The sequence below is a fragment of the Pseudarthrobacter sp. MDT1-40-2 genome, from assembly GCF_059383595.1.
The window spans coordinates 379,228-398,756 of record NZ_JBWZCL010000002.1 but is presented as its reverse complement, the minus strand read 5'-3'; the positions used below and the strand labels follow the sequence as shown (position 1 = coordinate 398,756).

At 64.4% G+C, this 19,529-nt stretch carries 16 protein-coding genes; 14 read left to right on the top strand and 2 right to left on the bottom strand.

Annotated features, from left to right (window positions below):
- Nucleotides 1-916 precede the first annotated feature (916 nt).
- Nucleotides 917-4,492, bottom strand: coding sequence for an ATP-binding protein (locus tag AC50X5_RS08055; RefSeq protein WP_494975574.1), 3,576 nt, complete (start codon nucleotides 4,490-4,492; stop codon nucleotides 917-919).
- Between the two features lie 42 nt (nucleotides 4,493-4,534).
- A complete protein-coding gene (locus AC50X5_RS08050; protein WP_494975573.1) occupies nucleotides 4,535-5,077 on the bottom strand; it encodes an anthrone oxygenase family protein in 543 nt (180 codons plus the stop codon).
- 143 nt (nucleotides 5,078-5,220) lie between these two features.
- Here AC50X5_RS08050 and AC50X5_RS08045 point away from each other — a divergent pair, with 143 nt between their 5' ends.
- The 14 genes from AC50X5_RS08045 to AC50X5_RS07980 all read left to right on the top strand — a co-directional run bounded on the left by AC50X5_RS08045 (nucleotide 5,221) and on the right by AC50X5_RS07980 (nucleotide 19,506).
- Entirely contained in the window at nucleotides 5,221-6,186 is a 966-nt protein-coding gene (locus AC50X5_RS08045) for an AraC family transcriptional regulator (RefSeq protein WP_494975572.1), read from the top strand.
- A gap of 129 nt (nucleotides 6,187-6,315) precedes the next feature.
- A complete protein-coding gene (locus AC50X5_RS08040; protein ID WP_494975571.1) occupies nucleotides 6,316-7,542 on the top strand; it encodes an aminotransferase class I/II-fold pyridoxal phosphate-dependent enzyme in 1,227 nt (408 codons plus the stop codon).
- Nucleotides 7,543-7,549: 7 nt separating this feature from the next.
- Complete coding sequence (locus AC50X5_RS08035) at nucleotides 7,550-8,773, top strand: beta-ketoacyl-[acyl-carrier-protein] synthase family protein (RefSeq protein ID WP_494975570.1); 1,224 nt, start codon at nucleotides 7,550-7,552, stop codon at nucleotides 8,771-8,773.
- On the top strand, nucleotides 8,770-9,672 hold the full coding sequence (locus AC50X5_RS08030) for a MaoC/PaaZ C-terminal domain-containing protein (protein WP_494975569.1): 903 nt from the start codon (nucleotides 8,770-8,772) through the stop codon (nucleotides 9,670-9,672). Before AC50X5_RS08035 ends, AC50X5_RS08030 begins: the two co-directional genes overlap by 4 nt.
- Nucleotides 9,669-11,114 (top strand): AMP-binding protein, encoded by a 1,446-nt coding sequence (locus AC50X5_RS08025; RefSeq protein ID WP_494975568.1) that lies wholly within the window; start codon nucleotides 9,669-9,671, stop codon nucleotides 11,112-11,114. Before AC50X5_RS08030 ends, AC50X5_RS08025 begins: the two co-directional genes overlap by 4 nt.
- A gap of 40 nt (nucleotides 11,115-11,154) precedes the next feature.
- On the top strand, nucleotides 11,155-11,427 hold the full coding sequence (locus AC50X5_RS08020; RefSeq protein ID WP_493983612.1) for an acyl carrier protein: 273 nt from the start codon (nucleotides 11,155-11,157) through the stop codon (nucleotides 11,425-11,427).
- Between the two features lie 2 nt (nucleotides 11,428-11,429).
- Nucleotides 11,430-12,458, top strand: coding sequence for a hypothetical protein (locus AC50X5_RS08015; protein WP_494975567.1), 1,029 nt, complete (start codon nucleotides 11,430-11,432; stop codon nucleotides 12,456-12,458).
- On the top strand, nucleotides 12,455-13,288 hold the full coding sequence (gene trpA / locus AC50X5_RS08010; protein ID WP_494975566.1) for a tryptophan synthase subunit alpha: 834 nt from the start codon (nucleotides 12,455-12,457) through the stop codon (nucleotides 13,286-13,288). The genes AC50X5_RS08015 and trpA overlap by 4 nt, the downstream gene beginning before the upstream one ends.
- Nucleotides 13,269-13,643, top strand: coding sequence for an ectoine synthase (locus AC50X5_RS08005; protein WP_493983615.1), 375 nt, complete (start codon nucleotides 13,269-13,271; stop codon nucleotides 13,641-13,643). Before trpA ends, AC50X5_RS08005 begins: the two co-directional genes overlap by 20 nt.
- A 9-nt stretch (nucleotides 13,644-13,652) precedes the next feature.
- Complete coding sequence (locus tag AC50X5_RS08000; RefSeq protein WP_494975565.1) at nucleotides 13,653-14,795, top strand: acyl-CoA dehydrogenase family protein; 1,143 nt, start codon at nucleotides 13,653-13,655, stop codon at nucleotides 14,793-14,795.
- The gene (gene trpF / locus AC50X5_RS07995) at nucleotides 14,792-15,502 is read left to right on the top strand and encodes a phosphoribosylanthranilate isomerase (protein WP_494975564.1); all 711 of its coding nucleotides are present in this window, start codon (nucleotides 14,792-14,794) and stop codon (nucleotides 15,500-15,502) included. The genes AC50X5_RS08000 and trpF overlap by 4 nt, the downstream gene beginning before the upstream one ends.
- On the top strand, nucleotides 15,499-16,200 hold the full coding sequence (locus tag AC50X5_RS07990; RefSeq protein WP_494975563.1) for a beta/alpha barrel domain-containing protein: 702 nt from the start codon (nucleotides 15,499-15,501) through the stop codon (nucleotides 16,198-16,200). Before trpF ends, AC50X5_RS07990 begins: the two co-directional genes overlap by 4 nt.
- A complete protein-coding gene (locus AC50X5_RS07985) occupies nucleotides 16,197-16,979 on the top strand; it encodes a thioesterase II family protein (protein ID WP_494975562.1) in 783 nt (260 codons plus the stop codon). The genes AC50X5_RS07990 and AC50X5_RS07985 overlap by 4 nt, the downstream gene beginning before the upstream one ends.
- 34 nt (nucleotides 16,980-17,013) lie before the next feature.
- Entirely contained in the window at nucleotides 17,014-19,506 is a 2,493-nt protein-coding gene (locus AC50X5_RS07980; protein WP_493983620.1) for an ATP-dependent Clp protease ATP-binding subunit, read from the top strand.
- Nucleotides 19,507-19,529 lie beyond the last annotated feature (23 nt).

Below are 19,529 nucleotides of genomic sequence, written 5' to 3'. Positions count from 1 at the left end.
CAGTTGCCCGGACAGGAGCTGGCGTCAGCACATTTCGATACCAGCTTCGATGCCGTGCAGGCGGTAGAACGTTTAATGACCGCAGCCTCGGAAGATGGCGTCGCGGCCTGCTTTGCCGTCGCAGCCTATGGCTGGGGGAGCCAGGGGGATCCAGCGGACGCAGCCGCCGCAGCCGGTCTGGCCTGCGCCCTTCTGGTGGCGGCACCCTGTGGATCAGCAGTTATCTGCGGCTCCACCGCCATGGTGGCAGGCCCACTGCTGACCCCGGGCTTCGAACTGATCCTCACCCAGGACACCGTAACCGGGCATATCGGTCCGGTCTTCCGGATCCAGGCCCGGCCCGGTGACGGCAGATACCACTTTTCGCCGTGCATCGAATGGGCCCGCCGGCATGCTTCCCAGGAGGGCTCGCGCGGAGTCGGAGATGCCGCGCCTGCGGCCAGCCGGTTTCCCCGGCTGGCGATCGCTGCGGCTGGTCCCGGCTCCATCGAATCTGCCATCGCGGGGCTGGCGCTGCAGGCCCATGCGCGGGGCGGAGTGGTGCTAAGGGCAGACCGCAGGCGCTCCGCCACCCCGGGCGGCATCGTGCTGCTGGACCTGATGGCCCAGTTGGACCCCGCCCACGGTTGGCGAGGCACGGGAGCTTCCTGGCAGCCGGCGGTGGCGTCCGGATTTGCCCGCATCGATGAACTCGAAGCGTGGTTGCGGTCCATCGCCCGGAAAGGTCCCACCACCATCGTCGTACCGGATCCCCGGGCTTTGGACGATATCAGCCGGGTCCTTATCGAGCGGCTGCTGCAGGACGACTCACTTCCCGGCTTCTCAGTTATTACGTCGCAGCCGGAGGCAGCAGTATCGGAGGAACTGGGACTCTTGATGTCCAGGGTCCGCCGCGTAGACACGCTGCGCCTGCAGGTCAGCCCGGCTGCATCTGCACACCAACGGGCACAGCACCAGCAAGACCGGCAGGCGCGTGATCCAATGATCCGGAAGGCGCATAACCGATCGGTCCCGGCTGACGCACCAGCCGGGCGGACTCTGCAAGCAGGGCCTCGATAATCCGCCGTTCACCTGGCCTCCCACGCATCTGCAGCGTGGCGGCCAGTTCCAGTTGCGCCCGGGCCACCCACGGCCGGGCGGACACGGCGGACAGGCTCGCGATCGATGCTGTAGCCAACTCCTGGGCCAGATCCAGATCTTGGCTGATCCTTGCCAGCCGGGCCAGATGGTAGGAGACCGGACCGGCGAAGCTGAACACGCTGTGGCAGGCCGCGAGGTTGCGCAGGGGAGAAAGCAGGCCAAATATCCGGCTGGCAGCCACCGGGTCCGCCAGTTCCGCGGCGGTGATGGCCATGACCGCCAGTGAGTGCATGGCCTCGTCACTGTCCGGGGCGGCCAGTGGTGCAAGAAGCAGCCCGCGAAGCCTCAACCTTGCAGTTCCGAATTCGCCGTCCAGGACGTTGCGGAGGCAATGGTCGGAACGGTAACCGGGAGGGTCATCCGGATGAGGTGTTCCCGGTTGGGGCGCTGCCTCCTGGCCCGCGCCTGAATTTCCGAAGGGGGCATGGAGCCACCTGGCAATGAGCAGTTGACGGCCGGGCCCCGGTCCGCTGCCCGCTAAGCCGTCCGAGCCGGGCCTTACAGCATATGAACCGGACCCCGCGTACCCCGGCCGACTCCGGACACCAAGGGAAGCACTTCCGTTGGTCACCTGCATCATGAGCGCCAAGCCATCGGTCAGGTACCTGAATTCCTCGGGGTCGCTGTGGCTTGCTACGGCATCGCGGAGCCGGCCTGACCAGACAGCCAGGTCACCCGGCATGCCCAGCGTGACGGCGGCGGCCGCACCGTGCTCTGCAGCAAGGAGCTTTCCCGAATCACAGCCCGCGTCGGAGGCGAGCTGCCACAGGTCATCGGCAAGCGCAGCTCTGTTCGTAACCCGTTCCGGGGCAGCCGCGACCGCAAGCTGCCTGCTCAGGGCTTCTATGGCGCGCTCCACCAGGGCAAGCGGCGGGCGCCGTGTTCCCCAGACGCTCAGCCTGGCCATAAAGCGTCCCAGGACCTGTCCCATGGCCGCTGATTCCAAGGACTCGACCGGCAACCGGGATAGGTCTTCGGCGACGAGATCAGCGAGCGCTGCGGCTTCGCCCCGCAGGTGCGGAATCCCTGCCAGATGGTCGGCCAGGTCGCAGGCCCCGGCCAAAGCCGTCTCGATCGCGCCGCATTGCAGGGCCAGGAGCGTGCCGTCACGCAGGTTCTCAATGCCGTCGGCAGGTGAGGAAATGAGTTCGAGTCTGCCCAGGGCGGTCAGGGTGTTCGCCCTTAACGGGGTGTCACTGCGCCCTGCCAGCCCCAGGGCCTGCCGGTACAAGCGGACGGCTTCACTGCTGTGGCCACGTTTCGCCGCCGCCGCAGCAGCTTCCCGGCACGCATCTGCGGTCTCCAGCAGGCGGGATGCCTGGCCCTCCCTGCCCAGCCGGTTCTTGGCCAGCAACTGATCAGCCAGTTCGCGGATCCCGCCCTCAGGGTCGTCGCGGTGCACTTCCCGAATGATGCCGATCAGCCGGGTATGGATTTCAAAGCGCTCCGCCGTGCTGAGGCTGGCGTAGACGGCTTCCCGCAGGATCCCATGCCGGAACCTGTACCAGTGCCCGTCCCGTTCCGCGGCCTGGTGGCTGTCCACGTCATCCACCAGGAGGCCGGACCGCACCAAGGTTCCGATTGCGCGCGCGGCAGTTTCGGGAGATCCGTAGGCTTTGGCAACAACGTCAAAGCCGAAAGCTGAACCGTGGGCCGCTGCGTAACGCAGCAAGGCGGCAGAATCGGCGTCGAGACTGTCCGTCCGGGCATGGACGTAGTCAATAACCAAAGGGGGAACGCCGGCCTCTGGCGGACCATCCGCCCGGTGGTCGGGAAGCAGAGCGGTCAACAGGAAGGGGTTGCCGCCGGACTGGTCCAACAGGTGTCCAATGCCCGGCAGCGCCCGCGATCCCTGGATGGGCAGGCTGGAAACCAGCTGGTGGACCTCGTAGGGGGTGAGCGGCTGCAGTTCGGTGACTGTGCACGAATTTGGCTGCGGCAGTTCGTGGCCGTGGCGCAAAAAACTGGCTGCACTTCGGGGCGAGGTAGCGGCCGCCGCCAGGGTCAGCCGCACCTGCCTGCCGGTGTGGAAGATAAGCCGGCGCAAGACCTCCAGGGTGGTTGCGTCTGCCGCATCTATGTCATCGAGGACAAGTACAAGGGGCTCACTCGCGGCGACCTCCAGTACCATTTCCGTCAGGGCCGCAGCAAAACCGGCCGCCCGGTGGTCCGGCTCCGGTTCACCGGCGCCTTCGGCAATGATCTGCCCGAGGCGCTTCCGGGTGCGGGCCTGGACAGAGCCGGGTTCCGCGGCGTCTGCCGCGTCCGCCAGGCTGCTGGCTAACGCACATCGTGTCTTTGCATAGGCCTGGCAGTGAACAGGAATCACGGCGACGTCGGACTGGCTGAGATGCCGGCCAAATTCGTGCAGCAGCCGGGATTTTCCAATCCCCGGCTCTCCGGTGACCAGAACCAGTTGCACCGATCCTCCGCGGCTGGCCTTGACGGCCCGGTCCAGCGTTTTCATCGCCTCGCCCCTGCCAATGAACTGACGACGGCGTTGGGCAGCTTTTGGAGGTGTTCCGGCAGGTGCCGGGGCAGATCCGAGCACCTCGTAGTACAGCTGCTGGGTTTCCTTGGAGGGGTCCACGCCGAGTTCATCCCGAAGCAGCCGCCGCAGCGCGGTGTAGGCGGAGAGAGCGTCACCGCGGTTTCCCGCCGCCAGACTGGCGCTCATCAGGCTACGGTAGGCACTTTCACGAAGCGGTGCCCGGCTGATGAGTTCGGCCGAGTGTGAAACTGCCGCACCGATTTCATTCGCCAGCAGCGCGGCGCGGGAGGCAAGCTCCAGGGCGTCGTTCGCCCGGTCTGCCAGGTGCTGACGGACATGCGCTGCCCAGTCGCCTTCCCGGTTGGCAAGAAACGGGCGGCGGAAGCAGCGGACGGCGTTCTCTGCCTGCCGCAATGCACGGGCGGGATCCTCCTGGTCCGCCCCGCTGCCGGCTTGGGCCAGTTCCTTCTCCGCCTGCTCAACATCCACGCTGATCGCCGCCGGCAGCTGCAGGTAGTACCGGCCGCCATGGGATACGAGGTCTGCGCCCGGGACGGCGGACATGGACAGGAATCTCCGGATCCGGCTGACAACACTGCGCATGGCCGAGGCCCAGGTGTCAGGGAGTCCTTCGGGCCAAATGACGTCGGCCAGCTGTTCGCGGGTAGTGCCGTTGCCGTGCCGGTCCATCACCAGCCGCGCCACTGCGGCCTGTGCTTGCGCACTGGCAAGACGCACCGGCTGCTTGCCGGCGGCCACCAGGCACACCGGACCGGCAAGCCTTAATTCTGTAACGGACTGGTCCGATCCGTAGTCAGCTGACCTGCTGCTGTCTTTCATGTTGCTGGTGCTGAAGTCCATGTGTGGATCCCTCATTTCCACTGCCGGTGAACCGCTCAGGCATCATTTCCGGCCGGCGGCCGCAGCCGCTGCCGAGGCCACCGCCGTCTGCGAGGTGGCGCGGTGTTGGCCCGCTGCCGACAGCAGCAGGGCACCGGCGGCGGTTACTGACAACGCTGCCCGCACATGGTTGCCGGCAGTCCATTCGTTAAGGAAGCCGTCCCAGGACGCAGCAGCTGACGGCGATGCGGGGCCTAACTGCTCCAGCGCGTTGTTCCGCGGCACGTGGTAGGCGATAGTGAGGAGAAACCCGCCAAGATACAGGCCTGCGCCTGCGGCCCGGAGCTTGGACCCTGGGGCGGTACCGGTTCGCCCGCCTTCCTTGGCCAGAACGTAGGTGCTAAGGGCCGCGGTGCCAAAGAACAGCGACATGAACGGCCACAGCACGGCATTGCGGTTGAACTCCTGCATCCGCTCGATTGCCTCAGCGGCGGGCAGCTTGGCCAGCGCGGGCATCACGTTCAGGGAAAAGACGCTGTAGACGGCGCCCACTGCGCAGGAGCCAAGTCCTGCGGTCAGCGCTATCAGGCGGGGCGTGCGTGCCATGCTGCCTCCTCGTTAGTCATCAGTTGGTTCTCAGATGTGCCACGGGGTGCGCGGCGTCCGTCCCACCTAAGCGTGACGTGGTTAACGGAGACTTTCCATTATCTGAACAGTCAGTTTCATAACTGACAGTCTAGAATTGGCCTATGGATCCCCTTTCAGATTTCCTTGACGGGCCCCGCGCCCGCAACGCGTTCCTGCTCCAGGTCAAGATGTCACCACCCTGGGCCATTCGGGTTGAGGACGATGCCCCGTTGACGGTGGTGGCCATGCTCACGGGGTCCGCTTACTTTTCCCAGCGCGGCGGAGACCCGGTGCTGTTGGAAGCGGGGAGCCTGCTGCTGATCCGGGATTCTTCAGCCTATGTGCTCGCGGACCAGCCGGAGGAACGGCCCGGCTACTTCATAGGTGTGGACCAGAACTGCTCCGGCGCCAATGGTGAGGACCTCGCCCAGGACCTCAGTACGGGACTGCGATCCTGGGGCAACGACGCCGCAGGCCGGGATTCGATGTTGGTGGGAACGTACCGGAGCAGCGGCGAGGTGGGGGATATCCTGCTCTCGTCTCTGCCGCCACATGTGCTGGTTAACGCCGCCGGGAACCCCATCGTGGACGTCCTGAGGCAGGAAGTCCACCGGGACGGTGTTGCCCAGGCCAGCGTCCTGGACCGGCTGCTTGACCTGCTGCTCATCAGCGCCGTCCGCACCTGGACGGCCGGAATATCCGACGCCGAGCACAACTGGCTGACCGCGGAGCGGGATCCGGCCGTACAGCAGGCCATCCGGCTCATACACAGCTCACCGGACAAGGCCTGGACCGTGAGTTCGCTCGCCGGAAGTGTTGGCGTGTCCAGGGCATCCCTGGCCCGGCGTTTCCACGAACGTGTGGGCAAACCTCCCATGGCCTACCTGAATCAGTGGCGGCTGGCCAAAGCCGCAGACCTCATGACGGATCCGCAGTTCACGCTGACCACGATTTCCCGGCAGGTAGGGTACGCCAGCCCGTTCAGCTTCAGCACCGCGTTCAAGAAGCGCTATGGCGTGAGCCCGCAGGAGTACCGCCGCAAGCAGCCTGTGTCCGTTGGGGTGGAAGGAACGCCCGCCAGCCTCTGAACAAACACCTGTTGCGCTCGCGTTGCGGTGACTGGCCTACAACAGTCATAACCGCAAACACCGGCTCTGCCCGGCCCGGACTCATGGTCCCGGCCCCGCTTGTCCGGTCTCAACAGGAGGACACACGCGATGACTGCAACCCTTGCATCCGCATCCAGGGACAAACTCGACGCAAAAGTCCAGGGCACCCGCCGGCGCGTGAAGGAACTCGAATCCGAGCCCAACCGCCGCAACAGCTTCATGCCGTACGTGCCGGTGGCGGGTACGCCGTTCGTGGATCTTTTTGGCGAGCGTCTGCTGATGATGTCCGGGTACAGCTACCTTGGACTGAACGGCGATCCCCGCGTCAACGAAGCGGCCAAAAAAGCGCTGGACACCTACGGTACCGGCGCTCATGGGGTGCGAGCACTGGCCGGGACCACTCCGCTCCACGAGGAGCTCGAAGCTGAAATTGCACGCTTCAATGGCCGTGAATCCGCGCTGGTATTCAGTTCGGGCTACGCCGCCAACGTCGGTACCGTGGGCGCCATTTGCGGCCCCGGTGACCAGGTCTTCATCGACAAGTACGACCACGCCAGTATTGTGGACGGCTGCCAGCTCAGCGGCGCAACGGTAACGCGGTTCCGGCACAACGATCCTGAGCACCTGGACCGGCGGCTCCGGGACGCTCCCGCCACCGGAGTCAGGCTGGTCATTGTCGACAGCGTGTACTCCATGGACGGGGACATCGCACCACTGCCTGCACTGCGCCGTGTCTGTGACGAACACGGCGCGCTGCTGATGGTGGATGAAGCCCACGCCATGGGCGTTATCGGCGCTACGGGCCGGGGAATCGAGGAGCACTTTAACTACGAGGTGCGAGCAGACGTCAAGCTCGGGACCCTCTCAAAGGGCATTCCCTCCATGGGCGGCTGGGTGGCCGGAACGCCCGAGTTCATCTACCACCTCCGCTATGCGGCACGGCCGTTCCTCTTCTCAGCATCGCTGGGACCAGCCCAGGCCGGAGCGGCCTTGGAAGCGGTACGCATTCTGGATCTGGAGCCTTGGCGGGTCAGCCACATCCAAAAGGAATCGGCGCGGTTCAGGACCACCATGTCCAATGCCGGAATGCAGACCGGGGCAAGCGAGACAGCCGTTGTTCCGCTCATCATCGGCACGGATCTCGAGGCTTATGACTTTGCCACGGCCTGCCGCGATGAAGGGATCGTTGGTTTGCCTGTGGTCACCCCGGCCGTGCCCGTAAGCACTGCCCGCCTGCGCATCGCCATCACCGCCAGCCACTCACCGGAAATTATCGATGAGGCCGCCCGCGGTTTCCTGCGCGCTGCCCGGCGCTGCGGCCTGATCGGCGGCTAAGCGGATCATGGGCAGCCAGACCATCGCGGTGACGGGCATAGGCCTGGTTACCCCCGCCGGCAATACGGTGGACTCATTTTGGGACGCATTGCTTGCCGGAAAGTCCATGGCGGGCTACCTCGACGAGCCCGCCTTCGCCGGCCATGCCGTCAGGCTGGCCTGCCGGGCAGAAGAGCCTGCCGTTCCGGCCGGGATCTCCGCCAAGGAGTTGCGCCGTCTGGATCCGTTTTCACGGTACGCCCTGGTGGCTGCCATGAACGCGTTTGATGACGCGGGATCCCCGGAAACGGATCCCGTCCGCACTGCTGTGGTAGTCGGAAATGCCGTGGGCGGCCGGCATACCAGCGACCAGCAAAGCGGCATGTTCCACGCTGCCGGGCCGCAGGGGGTCAGCCCACTGATGCCCCTGATGACCATGCCGAATGCGGCAGCGGCCATGATCTCGATGAAGTTGGGCATCATGGGTCCCGCCCTCACCATTGCCACAACCTGCGCCAGTGGTGCCGATGCAATCGGCCACGCCATGGCCTTGCTCCGCGCCGGCGTCGTGGACGTTGTCATCGCCGGCGGCTGCGAGGCAACCGTAACGCCGGTCACCCTCGCGGCCTTCGCCAATCTTGGTGCACTGTCTTCCCGCAACCACAGCCCGGGCGAGGCATCACGGCCCTTCGACGCAAACCGGGATGGTTTCGTGATGGGAGAGGGTGCGGCGTTCGTTGTACTGGAACGCCAGGAGGACGCCAGGGCCCGGGGTGCCCGGGCCTACGGTTCGGTGCTGGGCTACGCCTCAACAACGGATGCCCACCACCTGGCCATGCCCCATCCCGAAGGTCTTGGCGCCCGCAAGGCGATGCAGTTGGCACTTGCCGGTGCCGGCGTCGGACCGGATGAGATCAGCCATATCAACGCCCACGGGACCTCCACCAGGCTGAATGACCGCATAGAGGCTGATGCCTTGAACGCCGTCTTTGGCGAAGACGTACCGCCGGTCACTGCAACCAAAGGGGTCACCGGGCACCTGCTCGGCGCCGCCGGGGCAGCTGAGGCTGTTGCTACCCTCCTGGCGCTGCGTCACGAGGTTGTACCGCCAGTTGCCAACCACACCATCACCGACCCTGGAATCGAGCTGGATATCGTGAAAACCCAACCACGGAAAATCACTGCGCTGCCTGCCCTGTCCAATTCCTTCGGCTTTGGCGGACACAATGCTTGCCTGGTGCTGGCGCCATGAGCATCCTGGCAGCAGAACAAGCAGCAGGACAGGAAACAGCAGAGCGGGAAACAGCTGAGCGGGAAACAGTGCCCGGAACTATTCCGGGCGTCGTCACCGTCACCGAAATAACCGGCGAGGACATCCGCGCCTACCGGGCGGCTGCCCGGACCTTGCTGTTCAACAGCGGAGACGGGGCCGCAAGCCCGGTGCACGGTTTCACGGTCTCCCACCCCGCTTTCAACCAGCTCATCGACCAGCTGGTTCCCGGCCCCAAGAGCATTGTCCATCTGCAACAGGAACTGCGTGCTGTGCGTCTCATGGTGCCGGGTGACGTTATCACCACCCGGGCTGATGTGGTTGCCGTGCGCGCCGAACCCCAGGGTTCGCGCGTCACCATCAATTGCCGCCAAACGGACGACGCCGGCGCAACAGTGACGGATCTGAGGGCCACAGTGCTCGTGGTTGGCTACCAGCACCCCCACTCCTTTGGCGGAAATCCCGGCCAGACGCCGGTGGCCAAACCACTGGCGGACCGGGAGGCCTTTACTTTCGAGGTGACGCCTACGGAAGCCTTCGTGGCAGCGTACGCCAAAGCCTCTGGCGACCATAACCCGATCCACACAGACGCTGCAGCCGCCCGGCAAGCCGGATTCCCGGGCCCGATCGCCCACGGTATGAGCAGCATCGCGGTGGGCTGCGAAATTGCCGCTGACCACTACGGCGCCGGGGACGCGGGCAGGATCGTTGACCTCGGGGCAAGGTTCTCCACCCCCATCCTGCCGGGCGAGCCGCTGCGGTTCTCGTACCGGCCCACGGTCCAGGATGGCACCTTCACCTTCTCCTGCAGCACGCCACACGGTTTGGCCGTCAAAGCGGGATGGCTCCGCATTCTTCCCTTGGACGGGCAGCACGTATGAGTGCCCTTGCACAGCAAATTCTTGGGCACGCAACAGCATGGCCGGAAGAAGCAGCCCTTGTGGAAGGCGGCGCCACGATCACTTACGGCGAGCTGGTGCTGTTGGCGGACGGAATGACGGAGATGTTGACCGGGACAGGACCGGTGGCAATCCTGGCGCACAAGGGCAGCGAGTCCATCGCGGCCGTGCTGGAATGCCTGCGGCAGCAGCGTCCGTTCCTGCTTGTTTCACCCCTGCTCCCCGCGGCCACCAGAAACCGCCTCCTGGCAGGCTCGGGATGCACGGCCATCCTGGATCCACAGACGCGCAGCATTGAACTCCTGGCTCCGGAGCGCCGGCCGGCTGTGGCCCCCACCACTTGCTTCATGCTGACCACCTCGGGGTCAACGGGGTTGCCGAAAATCGTGCCCCTCGACAACGAGGCTGTTGATAAGTTCACCGCCTGGGCCGGCGCTGCCTTTGGAATCGGACCCGGCACCCCGGTCCTAAGCCTGGCGCCTTTGAACTTTGACCTGTCACTGCTGGACATCTGGACTACCCTGGCCCGCGGCGGGACCGTAGTACTGGTTCCCCCGGCCAAAGCGGTGGACGGGGCCTACGTCCTGAAGCAACTTGTGGACCACCGGGTAGAAGTGGTGCAGGGCGTCCCCATGTTTTTCCAGCTGGCGGCGGATGCCGGGCAGGACAGGGGCAGCCTGGCTTTGCGCCACCTGATCCTGACCGGTGATGAAGCCCCGCAGCACACCCTGATAGCCATGCGCAGGCTCTTCCCGGCGGCCACCCTGCATAACGTGTACGGCTGCACAGAAACCAACGACAGCCTGATGCACAGCGTCCGGCCGGAAGAGGAACTGCCCATTCAGCTGCCGGCCGGAGCGCCCATAGCGGGAGTAGACGTCCTGCTGCTGGACGATGCCGGTTACGAAGTAACGGGTCCGGGAGAGGGCGAGCTTCTTGTCCGCACGCCCTTCCAGGCCGGCGGCTACGTTGACCCGGCCCTGACAGAAGGGAAATTCGTCCGTCATTTGGGGCGCCCCGGGACGTTCTTCCGTAGCGGCGACCTCTTCCGCCGCGACCCCGACGGCGGGCTGAAATTGCTGGGCCGGACCGATCACCAGGTCAAAGTCCGTGGCGTGGCAGTCAACACTGCCGAGGTTGAGCGCGTCCTGAAGCTGCATGCCGACGTGGGTGCAGCTGCCGTGATGACCGCTCCGGATCCGGTCGGCGGGAAGCGGCTGCTCGCCGTCGTCGAACGCAAACACGGATCTGCAGTGTCCGGACTGGAACTGCGCAAGCACTGCGCCAGCCTTCTTCCCAGAACTGCCGTGCCCTCACAGCTGAGGGTCACAGACGCGGCCCTTCCACTCACCACCACCGGCAAGATCAACAGGCTGCAGACCCAACGGGAGTACTTCCCGGAAACCGTCAACGCAGCCAGCTGAATACCTGAACCAAGCAACCCATTCAAAAAGGAGCACCACCATGAACGCCATCACCGAAATCCGCACCTACGTCATCGAAGAATTTTTGCCCGGGACGGACCCGGAAGAGATCACCGAGGAGATGGACCTGCTGAACAGTGGAATCATCGACAGCCTGGGCCTCTTGAAAATGATCGCCTGGATCGAGACCACCTTCGACGTGTCCGTTGGGGACGAGGACCTTGACCCGGAGAACTTTCGGAGCCTGGCCACCATGGACCGCTTCATTACCGCGGCCGGCCTTAAGGCTGCCGCCCTCAAGTCAACGGTCTAGCAATGTCCGGTCAGGTTCTGGAAACCCTGGTACGCAGGCAGGAGAGCGTTTCCGCGGAGGACTGGTCTTCTCTCTGGGCTGCGGTGCACGCCGGCCGCGCCCACCAGGCAGAAGTGGTGGGCATCCTGGCGTCCGCGGCCACCTGGCTCCCGGATACGGCAACAGTCCTGGCGTTCATCGAAAGCCTGGCACCGGAACCACGGGACACCCCCGGCTGGGACGCAGTGAACATCGTGGGAACGGGCGGCGGGCCGGCCACCATGAACATCTCGACGGCGGCCGCGTTCGTTGCCGCGGGCACCGGCGCGGCAATCATCAAGACAGGCTCCCGGTCCTATGCCAGCACCCTCGGCTCCGTGGACCTCCTGGGCAGGGCCGGAATCGTGACCGCGTCGGACAGTGCGGAAACGGAGCGGCACCTGGACACGTTCGGGCTGGCTTTCGCCGGGCAGTATGTCTATCCGAAGGAACTGGCCAGGTTGGCACGGGTCATTGTGCCGGTAGGCATGAAGACGTTTGGAAAGTTTCTGAATGTGGTGGGCCCGTTCTTGGCCGACGTTCCTGTACGCGCCCAGCTGACCGGAGTGTCGGCCAGGGCTCCGTTGGCCACCATCCGCGAGCTTGCCCAGGTCCACCGGCCACACCCGGTCTGGGTGACGTCCAATGATCACGGCGTTGATGAACTGTTGAGCTTCGCAGCGAACAGCGTCTATCGCCCGGACGGCACCGTGGAACACCTCGAGCCCGGTTCCGTGACTGAAGCAGGCGGGCACCTTTCGGACCTGGAACCGGTGGCTGCGGACGCCGCCGTCGAACATTTCCTGGAGGCCCTGGGTGGCAACGTCAACCCGACCGTCACAAACACCATCTGCCTGAATGCAGCCGCGCTTTTACTGGCCGGCGGCAGGGAACAAAGCTGGCGGGCCGCGTTCGATGGGGCCATGGACAGTGTCCGGTCCGGGCTGGCACTGGCCCTTGCCGGCCGGATGACCCTGGAAAACGCGACGGCCGGGCAGGGGATCAGGCGATGACGGGCTTTTTCAGCAACACCGGCAGCAGCCCGGGAACCGTGCTGTTCCTCAACGCCGGCGATCCACCCCTTGACCAGCTTCGGGACCTGGTGCTGGACATGGACAGGGCCGGCATCGACTGCCTGGAACTGGCTGTGCCCTTTCCGGATTCGTTTACTGATGGCATGGTGATCCGGAGGTCCGCCAGCCGGGCAATCGACTCTGGCATCACTCTGGCACAGGTGCTGGGCTTCATCACTTCGATCAAACCGGATCTGCACAGGCTGAAGATTGTACTCCTGGCCGACTGGAGCCACACGGTCAAAGCCCCCGGCATGGCCGCCTTCCTGGCAGACGTTGCAGAGTCAGGCGCAGACGGACTCCTGATCCACGCCCTGCCACCCATCCTGCGCAAGAATTACCTCGAAAGTGCCGCACAGGCAGGGATACCCGTGGTGACTACGTGCTACAGCATTGTTTCCCGTCCCGGAACCTTGCGGGACGCAGCAGAGGCAGCCACAGCCTACGTGTACCTGGTGGCCAGGTACGGACGCAGCGGGAGCCGGCCCGACGAAGGCTATGCGGCGCTGCGGGAAACTGTTGCTGAACTGCGCTCCTACGGCCCGGCCGCGATCGCAGTGGGCTTCGGGGTGAGGGACCGGGCGGATATCGACCAGCTTGGCACCATCGGTGCGGACGCCGCCATCATTGGCACGGCAGCGGTAGCTGCCGTGGAGGACGGGCTGGCCACCGGCCGGCTGCGGCCGGTATTCAACGCTTTCCTCAACAAAGTCTCACCTCCATCAATCAATCACACTGAAGGGAACTTCCATGCTCATTCGCAGACGTGAAGACGTAAACACCGTCAATTGGGGAAACGGCACCAGCAGCCGCCTTCTCGTGGAAAACGACAGCATGGGCTTTGCCATTGCCCACACAGTGGTGAAAGCAGGAACCAATTCCATGCTGAAGTACTCGCGGCACCTGGAAGCCTGCTACTGCATCTCCGGATCCGGAGCCGTGGTTGAAGTTGACGGTACCCGCCACGAGATTGTGCCAGGAGTGCTCTACGCGCTCAACGAACACGATGCCCACCACCTCCAGGCATCGGAGCATGAAGACATGCAGCTGATCTCCGTGTTCAATCCGCCCATCCGCGGGGACGAGACGCACAACCTCGACTCTTCCGGCTTTTCTGCGTATTAGGAACCAACCATGACAGCAATTGCAGAGCGGGCCAATCACGTCGGCACCGCAATCCGTGCGCTGGGCGACCAGATCAGCGAAGGCCACATTGAAAAGGACCGGTTGGGAACCTTCAACCGTGAGTCATGGGACGCGCTAAGGGCCACCGGTTTGCTGGCGATGCCGTTTGACCCGGAGTACGGGGGAGCCGGGCGGTCCATCCGGGAAACCATGGACGCCCTGGAAATACTGGGCGAAGTGTCCCGCGACAGCGGCCTGGCATTTTCGGCTGTGACCAGCATGGCCAGTTCGGCCACACCCCTTAACGACTTTGCCGGCGCCGAACTCAAAGGAAAGTATCTGCCCGGACTGTGTTCCGGCGAACTCATTGGCGCCCATGCCATCACGGAACCGGAGAGCGGCTCAGATGCCCTCAGGATGAGCGCGACGGCGGTACGCGACGGCGGGGATTACGTTCTGGACGGCCGGAAGTGCTTCATCACCAATGCCGGGCTGGCTGATGTGTATGTCATCTACGCCAAAACGGCAGAGAACGCAGGCCCCCTTGGCATCACTGCCTTCCTGGTGGAGGCGGGTACGCCGGGCCTCAGCACCGGGAACCCCGTGCAAAAAATGGGCTTGGGCACGTCACCGATGGCCGACGTCGTTCTTGAATCCTGCCGGGTGCCGGCCGGAAATGTACTGGGCCGCGTGGGTGGCGGCTTCCTGGTGCTGGACCACGTGATGGAACGGGAAATTCTGTATTCCTTCATCGTCAACGTCGGCGAGATGGCCAACAGGCTTGCGAGGTGCGTCGACCAGGCCCGCACCAGGCAACAGTACGGCCGGGCCATTGGCGGTTACCAGCAGGTCTCACAGAAGATCGTGGACATGTCCATTGGGGCCTCCACCTCCCGGATGTGGCTGCATGAGGCCGCGCGGCTGATTTCCGAGGGCAAGAGGGCCACCCGCGAAGTGTCAATCGCCAAGCTTCTGACCAGCCGCTACAACCTCGCGTCCAGCCTGGATGCCGTACAGGTGTTTGGCGGACGCGGCTACGTTACCGAATACGGGCTGGAGAAAGAGGTCCGGAACTCCATAGCCGGATCAATCTACTCCGGAACCAACGAGCTTCAATACAACCGCATCGCCTCGATGATCGGCCTGAAATGAGCACCGTCTTCCAGTTGAAGGCCTGTGGTGCCACCTCCAGCAGGGAGCTCGATGCTCTGCGTGACGGTGGTGCCACTCTGGCAGGTTTGTGGTGGCGGATTTCCGGCTCGGACCGGTCCCTGGCAGACGAGGAACTGGTCGAACTCGCAGAAGCCTGCCGAGGGATCGACGGACTGCAACCCTGCCTGGTCACGTTCACCGCCGACGCAATGGAATTGGCTGCAGTCATGAACCGGGCAGGCATCCGATGGGTGCAGCTCCACGCCTTTCAGACGCCCAAAATGGTGGCGCAGTTGCGGAGCCTGCTCCCAGCCGACGCGGTGATCGTCAAGGTCCTGCATTTCCAGGGGGCCGTCTGCCTCGAGAAGCCGTACTACGGTGCCTACAAAAGGGCAGGAACAGACGTCGCGATCTTTGACGCAATGTCTCCCGACGGCAAGGTGGGCAGCACCGGGCGCGAGGTTCCACCGGACGCCTTGCTGGCAGCTGCCCTCGAGTTGAATTTGCCCTTCCTGGTGGCAGGCGGGGTCACTGCGCGCAATGCGGTGGCCCACGCCGACATCCGGAACCTGCCGACGTTCCGTGGGGTGGATGCGGATTCCGCCACGAGGGGCCCGGACGGAAGCTTTTCCGCCCTGAACATCGGATCCATCGGCGCGGCCTGGCTGGGCACCGGTGCCCGGGTGCCCGCGGGAGCAGCGCTGTGAACGCCTTCATGGACGCCGTGCTTGCCGGTCCCAGCCCGCTCATCATGGAAATCAAGAGAAACGACGCCGCCGGTACTGACCTGCTGCATGGCCGGTCAGTGCCGGACGTTGTAGCCGCTTACCACCACGCCGGGGCGCCGTGCCTCTCCGTGGTTACCGGCCGCTGGTTTGGTGGTGACCACGACCTCCTCCGTGAGGTCCGGGCGATCACTGACCTGCCCATCCTGCAAAAGGACTTCATAACCCGGCGCGGTCAGCTGGAGTCCGCCCGGAAGCTTGGCGTCTCTGCCGTGCTGCTGACTGCCCAACTGCTGCCCGCGAAGGGTCTCAACAGCCTGGCGGACCAGGCTTTGGAACTGGGACTGGTGCCTTTCATCGAGGTGGTGTCGGAACAGGAGATTGGGTCGATTGAGAATGCGGCGGACGTGATCATCGCGGTGAACAATAAGGACATCCGGGGCAAGGAAACGGGCGGTGCGGATTTTGCCCGCAGTGAAAGGCTGATCGAAGCAGTTGTGGCTGCCGGTTGCAGCTGCCCGGTCAGTGCCAGCGGGGTGGATTCACCCGCGGCGGCGATGCGGTTGCTGGCCGCCGGCTATAGGGCGCTCCTGGTGGGCACTGCCTTGCTGGCCGGGCACGACCCAGCGGCCTGGAAAGCGGTAACCAGCGGCGGCCTCCGCAGTGGGCAACCGGCATGATCGTGACCGATACAGCCACCCGGGAAGGAGCGGCATCACCGGTTGTGTTGTGTTTGCCGCCTGCCGGAGGATCAGCTGCCACCTTCCGTCCCTGGGCGCAGGCGGCAGGGGCGGCCATGGTGCTGGAACCGGTCAACGTCAGGCTGATCCAGGCCCAACTGGCAGAAAAAGGCGTAACGGTCACGCTGGAAAACCTCGCCGCTGCCATCGCCGACCGGCTGCCGCTGGACCGGCCCTTCATTCTGGCCGGTCACAGCCTGGGCGGTTTGCTTGCCTACGAGGCCGCTTATGAATTGCTGCGCAGGGGCGCCCCGCTGCCGGAGTGCCTGCTGGTCATGGGCAGCAGGCCACCCCACAATTCTTCGGCGGACGTTTTCGCCCCGATTATTGAGCTCGGTGATGAGGACTTCCTTGACGCCCTGGAAGCGGTGGGTGCAGTTAATTCGGCGTTGCGCAACAGTCCCATGCGCCCTCTGTTCCTTCCCGCCTTGCGGAGCGACCTGCGCATCATCACCACTTACCGACCGAACACGTCAACGCGCCGGGACTTCCCGATGCCGGTACCGCTGGTGGCCTGGGGTGGTACAGATGATCCGTTGGCGCCGCCTGCCGTGGTCCGCGGCTGGCAGGAGTACTCCGACTTTCCGGAGTTCCGCACCTTCCAGGGTGGGCACTTTTTCCCCTTCGAGGAAGCTCAGCAGTGTCTGCCCGCCCTGGAATTACTCCTCAGGGTTTCCCCTGTGGCGAACACGCTCCACAACTCGAAGCCAGCCACGTAGCATCAAAGTACGTCGTAGCTAGGAGTGTGGCGAAATGTTTGAGCGATTTACGGACCGTGCCCGTCGCGTAGTTGTGCTTGCCCAAGAAGAAGCACGCATGCTGAACCACAATTACATCGGAACCGAACACATCCTGTTGGGTCTTATCCATGAGGGTGAAGGCGTTGCGGCCAAAGCTCTGGAGTCCTTGAGCATTTCGCTTGACGGCGTCCGCGAGCAGGTACAGGAGATTATCGGACAGGGCCAGCAGGCGCCGTCCGGCCATATCCCGTTCACACCGCGCGCTAAGAAAGTGCTGGAGCTCTCGCTTCGCGAAGCCCTGCAGCTGGGCCACAACTACATCGGCACGGAGCACATCCTGCTGGGACTCATCCGCGAGGGTGAGGGTGTTGCGGCGCAGGTGCTGGTCAAGCTCGGCGCTGACCTCAACCGGGTGCGCCAGCAGGTCATCCAGCTGCTCTCCGGCTACCAGGGCAAGGAAAGCACCGGCGCAGGCGTCGGTTCCAGCCAGCCCGAAGGCACCCCCGCCGGTTCCGTGGTGCTGGACCAGTTCGGCCGCAACCTGACCCAGGCAGCGCGCGAAAACAAGCTGGATCCTGTGATTGGCCGCGAACAGGAAATGGAACGCGTCATGCAGGTCCTTTCCCGCCGCACCAAGAACAACCCCGTCCTGATCGGCGAACCCGGCGTCGGTAAGACTGCCGTCGTCGAGGGCCTGGCGCAGGCGATTGTCCGCGGCGATGTTCCTGAGACCATCAAGGACAAGCAGCTGTACACGCTGGACCTCGGGTCCCTGGTGGCCGGCTCCCGGTACCGCGGTGACTTCGAAGAGCGCCTGAAGAAGGTCCTCAAGGAGATCCGTACCCGCGGAGACATTATTCTCTTCATCGATGAGATCCACACCCTGGTTGGTGCCGGCGCAGCGGAAGGCGCGATTGACGCGGCCTCCATCCTGAAGCCCATGCTGGCCCGCGGTGAACTGCAGACCATCGGCGCCACCACGCTGGATGAGTACCGCAAGCACATCGAGAAGGACGCAGCGCTGGAGCGCCGTTTCCAGCCCATCCAGGTCAAGGAGCCCTCGGTTGCACACGCCATCGAGATCCTTAAGGGCCTCCGCGACCGCTACGAGGCACACCACCGCGTAACGATCACCGACGGCGCCCTCGCCTCGGCCGCAAGCCTCGCCGAACGCTACATCTCGGACCGCTTCCTGCCGGACAAGGCGATCGACCTTATCGATGAGGCCGGCGCACGGCTGCGCATCCGCCGGATGACTGCTCCGCCGGAGCTGAAGGCCATGGATGAGCGGATAGCCGATCTCAAGATGGAGAAGGAGTCCGCAATTGACGCGCAGGACTTCGAAGGCGCCGCGTCGCTCCGCGACAAGGAACAGAAGCTGATCACCGAGCGCTCCGAAAAGGAACGCCACTGGAAGTCCGGCGGCATGGACGACATCTCCGAGGTTGATGAGGATCTCATCGCCGAAGTGCTCGCCAACTCCACCGGTATTCCGGTCTTCAAGCTGACCGAGGAAGAGTCCTCGCGCCTGCTGAAGATGGAAGAGGAACTGCACAAGCGCGTTGTCGGCCAGGACGAAGCCATCAAGGCCATGTCCCAGGCTATCCGCCGCACGCGTGCAGGCCTGAAGGACCCCAAGCGTCCCGGCGGCTCGTTCATCTTCGCCGGCCCCACCGGCGTCGGCAAGACCGAACTGGCCAAGGCACTCGCGGAATTCCTCTTCGGTGAAGAGGAAGCCCTGATCACCCTGGACATGTCCGAGTACTCCGAGAAGCACACGGTCTCGCGGCTCTTCGGTGCCCCTCCGGGCTACGTTGGCTACGAGGAGGGCGGCCAGCTGACCGAGAAGGTCCGCCGTCGGCCGTTCTCGGTGGTGCTGTTCGATGAGGTTGAAAAGGCCCACGCTGACCTCTTCAACTCGCTCCTGCAGATCCTGGAAGACGGCCGCCTGACCGACTCCCAGGGCCGCGTGGTGGACTTCAAGAACACCGTGATCATCATGACCACCAACCTGGGTACCCGGGATATCTCCAAGAGCGTTGCCACCGGCTTCCAGTCGGGCACGGACACGCAGACCGGCTACAACCGGATGCGCGCCCGCGTCACGGAGGAACTGAAGCAGCACTTCCGTCCCGAGTTCCTGAACCGTGTTGACGACGTCGTGGTGTTCCCGCAGCTGACGCAGGACGAGATCATCGAGATCGTGGACCTGTTCGTAGGCCGGCTGGAAAAGCGGCTCAAGGACAAGGACATGGGCATCGAACTCACCACGGCAGCCAAGCGCCTTCTGGCCACGCGTGGCTACGATCCTGCAATGGGTGCCCGGCCGCTGCGCCGCACCATCCAGCGCGAGATCGAGGACCAGCTCTCCGAGAAGATCCTGTTCGGTGAGCTCCACGCCGGCGACATTGTGGTGGTGGACGTGGATGGCGAAGGCGACGACGCCAAGTTCACGTTCCAGGGCAACGCCAAGCCGCGTATCCCCGAGATAGCCCCGATCGTGTAGTAATCCGCAACTGCGGCAGTAAC

Excerpts from the sequence above, each read along its gene's own strand:
- AC50X5_RS08055 (WP_494975574.1), bottom strand. The coding sequence starts at position 4,492 with ATGGACTTCAGCACCAGCAACATGAAAGACAGCAGCAGGTCAGCTGAC.
- AC50X5_RS08050 (WP_494975573.1), bottom strand. The coding sequence starts at position 5,077 with ATGGCACGCACGCCCCGCCTGATAGCGCTGACCGCAGGACTTGGCTCC.
- AC50X5_RS08045 (WP_494975572.1), top strand. The coding sequence starts at position 5,221 with ATGGATCCCCTTTCAGATTTCCTTGACGGGCCCCGCGCCCGCAACGCG.
- AC50X5_RS08040 (WP_494975571.1), top strand. The coding sequence starts at position 6,316 with ATGACTGCAACCCTTGCATCCGCATCCAGGGACAAACTCGACGCAAAA.
- AC50X5_RS08035 (WP_494975570.1), top strand. The coding sequence starts at position 7,550 with ATGGGCAGCCAGACCATCGCGGTGACGGGCATAGGCCTGGTTACCCCC.
- AC50X5_RS08030 (WP_494975569.1), top strand. The coding sequence starts at position 8,770 with ATGAGCATCCTGGCAGCAGAACAAGCAGCAGGACAGGAAACAGCAGAG.
- AC50X5_RS08025 (WP_494975568.1), top strand. The coding sequence starts at position 9,669 with ATGAGTGCCCTTGCACAGCAAATTCTTGGGCACGCAACAGCATGGCCG.
- AC50X5_RS08020 (WP_493983612.1), top strand. The coding sequence starts at position 11,155 with ATGAACGCCATCACCGAAATCCGCACCTACGTCATCGAAGAATTTTTG.
- AC50X5_RS08015 (WP_494975567.1), top strand. The coding sequence starts at position 11,430 with ATGTCCGGTCAGGTTCTGGAAACCCTGGTACGCAGGCAGGAGAGCGTT.
- trpA (WP_494975566.1), top strand. The coding sequence starts at position 12,455 with ATGACGGGCTTTTTCAGCAACACCGGCAGCAGCCCGGGAACCGTGCTG.
- AC50X5_RS08005 (WP_493983615.1), top strand. The coding sequence starts at position 13,269 with ATGCTCATTCGCAGACGTGAAGACGTAAACACCGTCAATTGGGGAAAC.
- AC50X5_RS08000 (WP_494975565.1), top strand. The coding sequence starts at position 13,653 with ATGACAGCAATTGCAGAGCGGGCCAATCACGTCGGCACCGCAATCCGT.
- trpF (WP_494975564.1), top strand. The coding sequence starts at position 14,792 with ATGAGCACCGTCTTCCAGTTGAAGGCCTGTGGTGCCACCTCCAGCAGG.
- AC50X5_RS07985 (WP_494975562.1), top strand. The coding sequence starts at position 16,197 with ATGATCGTGACCGATACAGCCACCCGGGAAGGAGCGGCATCACCGGTT.
- AC50X5_RS07980 (WP_493983620.1), top strand. The coding sequence starts at position 17,014 with ATGTTTGAGCGATTTACGGACCGTGCCCGTCGCGTAGTTGTGCTTGCC.